Origin of the sequence: Shewanella sp. 10N.286.51.B8 (assembly GCF_041469325.1) — a bacterium.
GTDB lineage: Bacteria > Pseudomonadota > Gammaproteobacteria > Enterobacterales > Shewanellaceae > Shewanella.
In genome coordinates this window covers 116,095-126,367 of record NZ_JBFRKG010000041.1, presented here as the reverse complement: position 1 = coordinate 126,367, position 10,273 = coordinate 116,095, and the positions used below count along the sequence as shown (strand labels likewise).

Annotated in this window: 7 protein-coding genes; 5 read left to right on the top strand and 2 right to left on the bottom strand. The window is 43.0% G+C overall.

From position 1 onward, the window contains the following. Positions 1-140 precede the first annotated feature (140 nt). Complete coding sequence (lptG, locus tag AB4160_RS15910; RefSeq protein WP_102438797.1) at positions 141-1,199, bottom strand: LPS export ABC transporter permease LptG; 1,059 nt, start codon at positions 1,197-1,199, stop codon at positions 141-143. Next, positions 1,196-2,308 (bottom strand): LPS export ABC transporter permease LptF, encoded by a 1,113-nt coding sequence (gene lptF / locus AB4160_RS15905; RefSeq protein ID WP_102438799.1) that lies wholly within the window; start codon positions 2,306-2,308, stop codon positions 1,196-1,198. The genes lptG and lptF overlap by 4 nt, the downstream gene beginning before the upstream one ends. 256 nt (positions 2,309-2,564) lie before the next feature. Between lptF and pepA the strand changes: the two genes are divergently transcribed. The 5 genes from pepA (at position 2,565) to AB4160_RS15880 (ending at position 10,242) form a co-directional block, all read left to right on the top strand. Continuing rightward, the gene (gene pepA, locus AB4160_RS15900) at positions 2,565-4,073 is read left to right on the top strand and encodes a leucyl aminopeptidase (RefSeq protein ID WP_372005476.1); all 1,509 of its coding nucleotides are present in this window, start codon (positions 2,565-2,567) and stop codon (positions 4,071-4,073) included. Positions 4,074-4,386: 313 nt separating this feature from the next. Next, the gene (locus tag AB4160_RS15895; RefSeq protein ID WP_102438803.1) at positions 4,387-4,839 is read left to right on the top strand and encodes a DNA polymerase III subunit chi; all 453 of its coding nucleotides are present in this window, start codon (positions 4,387-4,389) and stop codon (positions 4,837-4,839) included. Between the two features lie 58 nt (positions 4,840-4,897). Further along, positions 4,898-7,813, top strand: coding sequence for a valine--tRNA ligase (locus AB4160_RS15890; protein ID WP_102475554.1), 2,916 nt, complete (start codon positions 4,898-4,900; stop codon positions 7,811-7,813). 389 nt (positions 7,814-8,202) lie between these two features. Then, positions 8,203-8,538, top strand: coding sequence for a PBPRA1643 family SWIM/SEC-C metal-binding motif protein (locus AB4160_RS15885; RefSeq protein ID WP_102438807.1), 336 nt, complete (start codon positions 8,203-8,205; stop codon positions 8,536-8,538). A 177-nt stretch (positions 8,539-8,715) separates the two neighbouring features. Further along, complete coding sequence (locus tag AB4160_RS15880) at positions 8,716-10,242, top strand: MFS transporter (protein WP_102438809.1); 1,527 nt, start codon at positions 8,716-8,718, stop codon at positions 10,240-10,242. Positions 10,243-10,273 lie beyond the last annotated feature (31 nt).

Genomic DNA, 10,273 nt, shown 5'->3' with positions numbered 1-10,273 from the left:
AGGTAGAGGTAGAGGTAGAGTACAGCAATAAAACCCTGGTTGATGTGGTCAAGTAAATATAAAAAAATCCCAACAACTAACGTCATTGGGATATTTATTATTGCAGACTTGCCAGAAGCAAGCGCCCTATCAGGCAAAGGCTATTTTCTGATGAAATATAACGCGCCAATACTAAAGAGTAGTGGTGGCATACCTGCACCTATATAGGCGGGTAAGCCATAAACAATACTCATAGGGCCAAATATCTCACTACAAATATAAAAGCTAAAGCCAGCGACCACGCCAAGCAAGACTCTTGCGCCCATTGTCACGGTTCTTAAGGGGCCAAATACAAATGACAGTGCCACTAAAATCATCACTGCTACAGTAATTGGCTGCATAATTTTACGCCACAAAGCCAGCTCATAACGACTCGGATCTTGCTGATTAGCTTCAAGGTAATCTAAATAACCCACTAGACCTTGAATGCTTAACGCTTCAGGTTTTACTGACACCACACTTAATTTATCAGGGGTTAAGGTAGAGTTCCAAATTCGCTCTTCTTGGTATTCGAAGCTAATCTTGTTATCAGTAACTATGGTATTTTTAACATCAAATAAGCGCCATACATCATTAGAAAATTTAGCGCTTTGAGCCTGAGTCATGGTGGTTAACTCTAACTGATCATTAAACTTATAAAAGGTCACTTTATTTAAGGTGTTTATGGTTTCAACTTCACCAATATTGACAAATAAGTCACCGTCTCTTGCCCACACGCCTCGATGAGATTTGATCAGGCTACCACCAGAAACTTTGGTTGCTTGTAGCTCTTTGGCCGTTCTTTCTGCAACAGGTGCACCCCACTCGCCTAAGGCCATTACAATGATCATCAATGGAATGGCAGTTTTCATCGCTGAAATCGTAATTTGCAACCGAGACATACCGGACGCCTGCATTACTACTAATTCAGAGTTCGATGCCAACATTCCCATACCAATCAGCGCCCCAAGTAATACTGCAATGGGGAAAAACAACTCAATATCACGGGGGATTAAGTAAATAACATAGATAATCGCATCAAACATAGTGTAAGCACCGCGGCCAACTACACGTAGCTGATCAACCCACTTAATGATGCCCGACAAGCCAGTTAAAATAAGTAAACATAACGCCGATGTGCCAATAATCACTCGGGCAATATAGAGATCGAGTATCTTCATACTGCCACCTTCTTACGTTTAAGTAATTGCAGTAACTTAGCACCACTTGGACGCTCTTTACCCAGTAAGAGTATACCGATAATAAATGCGGAGCCATGGATCCACCACATGCCTAATACTTGTGGGATGACTTCATCCTCAAGCGCTTTACGGCCGGCAACCATTAAGCCGAAATAGCCTAAATAAAGTAAAATCGCTGGGAACATTTTGGCAAACTTACCTTGCCTTACATTCACCCGAGCCAGTGGCACTGCAATTAAGGTCATGAGTGGAATCGCTAAAGGCAGCGCTAAACGCCAATGGAATTCTGCTGCTGCTTCAGGGCCTGGCGTAGCAAGTAACTGATCAACCGGTAAAGCTGAAAGCTTACGACGACGTTCATCCACTTCTTGCTCTTTAATTTCCATCTTATAACCACCAAACTCAATCATTTGATAGTCAAGATTATTCGGGCTACCTTGATAACGGGTACCATTATCAAGTTGTAATTGCTGGCTACCAAACTTATCTTCCACTACGCGGCCATTTTCTGAAACCACAATATTAGTTAAGCCTTTTTCGTCTTCAGGATCAGGTAACTGAGCCACAAACACTTTTTGTAATTCGTTAGATTTAGTGATTTTTTCAACAAACAACACAGCTCGGCCATTAGGGCTAGCTTGAAAGCGGCCTTGGGTAATTGCTGCTAAACCGGCTTCTGACTGTGCCTGTTCTAGCACTTGATTTTGTCTTTCTTCCGCCCATGGACCTACATAAACCGATAAAATACCAGTAAACACTAAATTTGCTACCGCCAAAAGCAAGGTCACACGGGTGACATACCACTCACTGATCCCGACGCCATGAAGCACCACCATTTCATTTTCGGCATACATTCGCCCATGGGCGAGCAATATCCCTAAGAAAAAGCTCAGCGGCAACACCAAAACGGTTAATTGCGGTAAATTTAGCCCCAATAACGTCAGCACTAAAGACGCAGGGAAATCACCATCAGAGGCATCTCCCAGTACTCGCACAAATTGCTGGCTAATAAAAATAGTTAACAGCACCAAAAGTATCGCAAATTGGGCTTTTAAAACTTCAACGATCAAGTATCTAAATACAATCACAGGTAGGATCCACAGTCTAAAACTTGTCTTTTTGCTGGTATCAGAGTAACTTCACTATTAAATGTCTGCTTTTAGCAGTTATTGATAGTTTTCTGACCAGCGCGTGAGCTTCTTTAAGTGTAATTCATTTAGCTGATATAGCAGAAAATTACCAAGGATTTATTTCCTTAAAGGTTTGTAAATATGGCCTAACAGGCCGAATTAAAACATTATCTAATAAATATAAAAATTTGTCTTTAATAATCTAGGAGTGCTCATGGAGTTTAGCGTAAAGAGCGGCAGCCCCGAGAAACAACGTTCAGCTTGTATCGTTGTCGGTGTATACGAACCACGTCGTTTGTCAGGTATCGCAGAGCAGTTGGATAAAATCAGTGAAGGTTACATCAGTAACTTGCTTCGACGCGGTGATTTAGAAGGCAAACCTGGACAGATGTTATTATTGCATCATGTTCCCAATGTGCTCAGTGAGCGTGTTTTGTTAGTCGGTTGTGGCAAAGAGCGTGAACTTGATGAGCGCCAATACAAACAAATTATCACAAAGACTATCAATACCTTAAATGAAACGGGTTCAATGGAAGCCGTTTGCTTCTTAACTGAATTACACGTTAAAGGCCGCGATACTTATTGGAAAGTACGCCAAGCAGTTGAAACCACTTATAACAGTTTATATAGCTTTGATGCTCTGAAAACCCGTAAAGGCGAAACCCGTCGTCCGTTACGTAAAATGGTATTCAATGTCCCGACTCGTCGCGAGTTAACTCTTGGTGAACGCGCTATCGACCATGGAATGGCAGTATCATCAGGTATGCACTTATGCCGTGATGTTGCCAACATGCCGCCAAACATTTGTAACCCTGCATACTTAGCCTCTCAAGCACGTCAAATTGCTGAAGTTCATGACAGCCTTACGGTTTCAACTGTGGGCGAAGAGCAAATGGCAAAACTCGGTATGCATTCATACCTTGCTGTAGGGCGTGCTAGTGCCAATGAATCTATCATGACAGTAATGGAATATAAGGGCGCTGTTGATGATACGCAAAAACCGATTGTTTTAGTTGGTAAAGGCCTTACCTTCGATTCTGGTGGTATTTCATTAAAGCCGGGCGAGGCCATGGATGAGATGAAATACGACATGGGCGGCGCTGCCGGTGTTATTGGCGCCATGAAAGCCTTATGTGAAATGAAGCTGCCAATTAACGTTATCGGTATTCTTGCAGGTTGTGAAAACATGGTTGCGGGTAATGCTTATCGCCCTGGTGACATCTTAACCACTATGTCAGGTCAAACTGTTGAAGTGCTTAATACTGATGCCGAAGGCCGCTTAGTATTATGTGACGTGCTGACTTATGTTGAGCGTTTTGACCCAGAATTAGTGATTGATACTGCCACATTAACTGGTGCTTGTGTCATTGCTCTGGGCAAACATGCTTCAGGTTTATTCTCATCTCATAATCCACTTGCCCATGAAATACTCAATGCCGGTGAGCAATCAGGTGATCGCGCATGGCGCATGCCGATTTGGGATGAGTATCAAGAAATGCTTGAAAGCCCGTTTGCTGATATGACTAACCTAGGTGGTCGTCCAGCAGGGTCAATCACTGCAGCTTGTTTCTTAGCGCGCTTTGCTAAAAAATATAACTGGGCACATCTTGATGTTGCCGGTACAGCTTGGAACAGTGGCGCTAATAAAGGCTCTACAGGTCGTCCAGTACCAATATTAAGCCAGTTCTTATTGAACCGCGCAGGAGTTGAGCAAGGCGAGTAATTGACTTTTGTTGCAAATAGTTTGTTGCTAATAGTTTACTGTAAATAACAGGCAGTAACCTAATAAAAGGCGAAGTAGTTACTTCGCCTTTTTTATCCCTCTTGTTCGAAGGTTTACATATTTTAAAACCGCAAAAACAGCTCCCTTTGAGTAGCAAGCAAACCGATAAGCCTGACAAATAAATGCGAACACAAGGATTGCTAAAATTTCAGCAGATTTCTATTCAATTAAGCAAAATTAACTCTCCTGCACCCTAGCCCCAATCGATGCTTTTAGTGTAAAATTCGCCTTTACTTCATCAAAATTTAAAATAATGTCAAAGACTCTGTTTTACTTAATGCCAGCAATCAATACCCAAGCCAGTGCGCTTGAAAGCGTATACCTTGCAGCATGTCAGATTGCAGAACGGCATTATCGCCAGCAGCAGCTTGTTTATATTCACTGTCAGAATAAGCAACAAGCCTATGCCATTGATGAATTATTATGGCAATTTGAGCCAACAGCATTTGTTCCCCACAATTTAAAAGGGGAAGGACCGATAACAGGTTCACCTGTCGAGATTGGTTTTGATAAATTAGGCGCCAATAAAAGTCGCCAATTACTGATAAACCTTGCAGACCAAGTGCCAGCATTTGCGGTTAACTTTCCGCATATTATCGATTTTGTTGCTAATGATGATGCGCTTAAACAGATTGCCCGTATTCGCTACCGTGAATACAAGCAATTGGGCATTGAGCTTACTACCACTGAGTTCACTGGCGTTTAAGTCAGTTGATTCGTTAACAATACCAACTATTAATTTAGATTGAGAAAACAAAAATCCCATGGAAAAAACATATAATCCGCAGTCAATTGAGCAATCTCTATACCAAAATTGGGAAGAGCAAGGCTACTTCAAACCACATGGCGATGAGTCAAAAGGTAACTATTGCATCATGATCCCGCCACCAAATGTGACGGGTAGTTTGCACATGGGTCATGCATTCCAAGACACCATCATGGATACGTTGACTCGCTACCAGCGCATGAAGGGCAAAAACACCCTTTGGCAAGTGGGTACCGATCACGCAGGCATTGCAACCCAAATGCTGGTTGAGCGTAAAGTCTTTGCAGAAGAAGGTTTAGGTCGTCACGACCTAGGCCGTGACAACTTTATCGAGCGCATCTGGGATTGGAAAAATGAATCAGGTGGCACCATCACCAAACAGCTACGTCGTTTAGGCGCTTCTGTTGATTGGGATCGTGAACGTTTCACAATGGACGAAGGTATGTCTGAAGCCGTACAAGAAGTATTTGTACGCTTATATGATGACGAGTTGATTTATCGTGGTAAACGCTTAGTCAACTGGGATCCAAAACTGCACACTGCTATTTCAGATCTCGAAGTAGAAAACAAAGAAAAGCAAGGTAGCATGTGGCATTTCCGCTACCCGTTAGCTGATGGCGCATTGACAGCCGACGGTAAAGACTACTTAGAAGTGGCCACCACGCGTCCAGAAACCATGTTAGGTGACAGCGCCGTTGCGGTTCATCCAGATGATGAGCGTTATCAATCACTTATTGGTAAGTTCATTCTTCTGCCAATCGTTAACCGTCGTATTCCTGTTGTGGCAGATGACTATGTTGACATGGAGTTTGGTACCGGCTGTGTGAAAATCACTCCAGCTCATGACTTTAACGATTATGAAGTCGGTAAGCGTCACGCCCTACCTATGTTCAACATCTTAACCATCAATGCTGACATTCGTAGCGCTGCAGAAGTGGTAAATACTGATGGCACCGCAAACACCGAATTAGATAACAGCTTACCTGAGCGTTATGCCGGTCTTGAGCGCTTTGCTGCACGTAAAGCCATTGTTGAAGAGTTCGACACCTTAGGTTTATTAGGCAAAATTGATCCTCACGGATTAAAAGTGCCATACGGCGACCGCTCTGGCGTGGTTATTGAGCCACTACTTACCGACCAATGGTATGTGTCAGTTGCGCCTATGGCTAAAACAGCCATGGAAGCGGTTGATAACGGCGACATCAAGTTTGTGCCACAGCAATACGAGAACATGTACAACTCTTGGATGCGCGACATTCAAGATTGGTGTATCTCACGTCAACTTTGGTGGGGACATCGTATCCCAGCTTGGTATGACGAAAGTGGCAAAGTCTATGTGGGTCGTGACGAAACTGAAGTTCGCACTAAACATAAGCTAGATGACTCGGTTGTTTTACGTCAAGATAACGATGTATTAGATACCTGGTTCAGCTCAGCGTTATGGACATTCTCAACACTTGGCTGGCCAAAAAATACTGAAGAATTGAAAGCTTTCCACCCAACTGACGTGTTGGTCACTGGTTTTGATATTATCTTCTTCTGGGTGGCGCGCATGATCATGATGACCATGCATTTCATCAAAGATGAAAACGGCAAGCCGCAAGTGCCTTTCAAAACGGTATATGTCACTGGACTTATCCGTGATGAAGCCGGTAATAAGATGTCCAAATCTAAAGGTAACGTATTAGATCCTTTAGACATGATTGACGGTATCGATCTTGAATCACTTGTTGAAAAACGTACCGGCAATATGATGCAGCCCAAAATGGCCGCTAAAATTGAAAAAAGCACTCGTAAAGAATTCAGTGAAGGTATTGAAGCACATGGCACCGATGCACTGCGCTTTACTTTAGCTTCAATGGCATCAACCGGTCGTGACATTAACTGGGACATGAAACGCCTTGATGGTTACCGCAGCTTCTGTAACAAGATCTGGAACGCATCACGTTACGTGTTGATGAACACTGAAGTGCAAACTGAAGATGCAGCAGACGATGCTATCGGCGAAGCATTAGATTGCGGTCAAATCTTGGTTGATGGCAAGCCAGGAGCAATGGAATTGTCGCTAGCTGATCGCTGGATTATCGGTCTGTTTAACGAAACCGTTAAAACCTACGATGAGCACATGGCCAATTACCGTTTCGACTTAGCGGCTAATACTATTTATGAGTTCACCTGGAACCAATTCTGTGACTGGTACCTAGAGCTCACTAAGCCGGTAATGCAAAACGGCACCGATGCACAACTGCGTGGCACACGTCATACGCTGGTTAATGTACTTGAGCAAATGCAGCGCCTAATGCACCCAATGATGCCTTACCTCACTGAAACTATCTGGCAGCGCGTTAAGCCGCTAGCAGGTGTTGAAGGTGATACCTTAATGATTGCGCAATTCCCTGAGTATGACGCAACTAAGGTAGACGCGCAGGCAATGGAAGATCTTGAGTGGGTTAAGCAAGTCATTACTGCTGTGCGTAACATTCGCGCTGAACTAAACATTGCCCCATCTAAGCCACTTAACGCCCTACTTCGCGGCGTGAGTGAGCAAGATAAGGCACGTTTAGAGGCTAATCAAACTTTCTTCAAGACTTTAGCTAAGCTTGAGTCTATGACAATTCTTGCTGATGGTGAAACTGCCCCAATGTCGACTACCCAACTTGTCGGTGACATGGAGCTATTAATCCCAATGGCAGGGTTGATTGATGTGGCTAAAGAAGTAGCCCGTATCGACAAGCTACTTGAAAAAGCAGCTGGCGAGTTCAAGCGCATTGAAGGCAAGTTATCTAACCAAGGCTTTGTGGCTAAAGCCCCTGCCGCCGTGATTGAAAAAGAACGTGCTAAGCAAGCTGAATATCAACGTGATATGGATAAGCTTGCAGAGCAAAAAGCAGAACTTGCTAAGCTAGAAGGCTAAGTAACAAAGCTTGGTTTATTTGCCATCTCGCTAAATAAACCCAAACTAAAAAGGCTATCAAGGTATTTGATAGCCTTTTTTAATGGCTAAAATTAACCCAAGCGATGAAAAGTATGATTGTTGAGCAGTTACAATAGATTGTAAAAACTTATCTCCATTAAGTTAATTACAACGCCACTGGCGGCTTATTCAGGCAAATAATACCTAAAAAAATGGTCAAAATGGCTTAGATACTGTATAAGCTTCGCCTCTAGATATTTTTCATCCATTTTAAGAGTCTTGAAGCTTTAGCTTATAATCACTTATCAACCTTAAGTTAGCTTCAAATGCCTTGGTTTACCACCTTGGTTCAAATACTCGACATTTAAAACGATAGGCAGGCACAACACATGTCAGATAAATTCTTTTTCAAAGGCCGTCAAACGCCAAAACCTGCCTATGGCGAAAGTGGTTACAACACCAAACGCCAAGCTAAACCTGGCACTGCAGCGCTTCCTTTACAGTTATCAGTTCAAACTGATAAGCGTAAGCTTGAAGTTGAAGCATTAGTTGCAGAGAGCAAACTAGTCGCAACTATTACTGTTAACAGTGACGTCGCTGAAGATATATTTGAACTTCTGGGTATTTTAAACAAGCCAACGGCTGTCACCGCAGAAGCCAAAATTAACCGTAATGACCCTTGTACTTGTGGTAGCGGTAAGAAATATAAAAAGTGCTGTGGCTAAGTCCTTTAAGTGACATCAGATTAATTAAAGCGAGCGATTAGCTCGCTTTTTTGTATAAAAAATCCCCCTCCGAAACGCAATTATCACATTCCTGCTCAGTAACTTTGGTAAATTTGGTTAATTTAGGTAAAGTGTCTGCCGACCTATTGTTAATAATAATAATCATAAGGGTGATTTATGAGTGAAAGTTCACACTCAGGCAACGACCTAAGAGAAGTGAAACAGCTGGGCATGTGGGCATCTATTGCCAGCTTAAGTTATATATTTTGGATTGTCGGCGGCATGGAGCTGGTGGAACGTATTGCCTACTATGGGGTAAAGGCCAGTGCCGGTTTATATGCTAAAACACCAACCTCGGAAGGCGGGCTGGGTATTAGCCTTAGTGATTACGGTGTCATTATTGCCATTTGGGCATTTATGCAAACCTTCATTCCAGTATTTACTGGCGGGATATCTGATCGCGTAGGCTACAAAGAAACCATCTTTGCCTCAACAGTAATCAAGATCATGGGTTACTTGGTGATGGCGATGTTTCCAAGCTTTTATGGCTTCTTGATTGGTGCAATATTATTGGCCGCAGGGACAGGGATCTTTAAACCCGGTATTCAAGGCACCTTAGTGCTTTCAACCGGACGGCAAAACACCTCAATGGCGTGGGGCATATTCTATCAAGTGGTCAATATTGGTGGCTTCCTTGGGCCTTTAGTGGCTGTACATATGCGTCAGTTATCATGGGATAATGTGTTTTACGCTTGTGCTGCTATCATCTCTTTTAACTTCCTATTTTTACTAGCTTATAAAGAACCAGGTAAAGAAGAGCGACTTGAGCGGGCCCGCAAAGTCAAATCAGGCGAAATTAAACAAGAAGCATTATGGCGTGATGCGCTTCATGAGCTTAAAAAGCCCGTTGTTATCTATTACATGTTGGTATTTGCTGGTTTCTGGTTCTTATTTAATGCCTTATTTGATGTATTACCTATTCATATTGCTGAATGGGTTGATACCAGCGTGATTGTCACCTCTCTATTTGGTCCTGAAGGCACCTCTAACGGCTTTTTCCAGTTTTGGTTAGGCCTAGATAATACTGGTACTAAGGTGATGCCTGAAGGCATGCTCAACCTCAATGCTGGTATGATCATGACCAGTTGTTTCTTGGTTGCTGCACTTACCGCTAAGTATCGTATTACCACTGCCATGTTAGGTGGTTGTTTACTGAGTATTTTGGCATTCGTGCTCATTGGCGCAACCAATGCTGCATGGATGATTGTACTGGCTATTGCAATGTTCTCATTCGGCGAAATGATGATTAGCCCGAAGAAAAATGAGTTTATGGGCAATATTGCCCCTGAAGGTAAAAAAGCCATGTACTTAGGCTTTGTGATGTTACCTCAAGGGATAGGCTGGACTCTGGAAGGCTACTTTGGGCCTAAACTGTATGAGATGTATGCCTCAAAAGAGATTTTCTCACTGCAGCTTCTTGCAGAGCGTGGCATGAGTCAAACAGATGTTGATGCAATCCCCCAAGGCGAAGCATTTTCAACCTTAGTGACTTATACCGGTGAGCCTGCACAGCAGCTAACAACGCTGCTGTATAACACCCACAGTATCGGCAATGCTTGGTATATTATCGCTGCGGTGGGAACAATTTCGGCAGTAGGAATTTATCTTTACGGTAAGTGGTTGTTTAAACTGCAACAGAGCTAAAGTAAATTACACTGGCTTGCCAGCACAGTAG

Bases quoted from the DNA above. Each gene is read 5' to 3' on its own strand.
- AB4160_RS15890 (WP_102475554.1), top strand. From the start codon at position 4,898: ATGGAAAAAACATATAATCCGCAGTCAATTGAGCAATCTCTATACCAA.
- AB4160_RS15880 (WP_102438809.1), top strand. From the start codon at position 8,716: ATGAGTGAAAGTTCACACTCAGGCAACGACCTAAGAGAAGTGAAACAG.
- pepA (WP_372005476.1), top strand. From the start codon at position 2,565: ATGGAGTTTAGCGTAAAGAGCGGCAGCCCCGAGAAACAACGTTCAGCT.
- AB4160_RS15895 (WP_102438803.1), top strand. From the start codon at position 4,387: ATGTCAAAGACTCTGTTTTACTTAATGCCAGCAATCAATACCCAAGCC.
- AB4160_RS15885 (WP_102438807.1), top strand. From the start codon at position 8,203: ATGTCAGATAAATTCTTTTTCAAAGGCCGTCAAACGCCAAAACCTGCC.
- lptG (WP_102438797.1), bottom strand. From the start codon at position 1,199: ATGAAGATACTCGATCTCTATATTGCCCGAGTGATTATTGGCACATCG.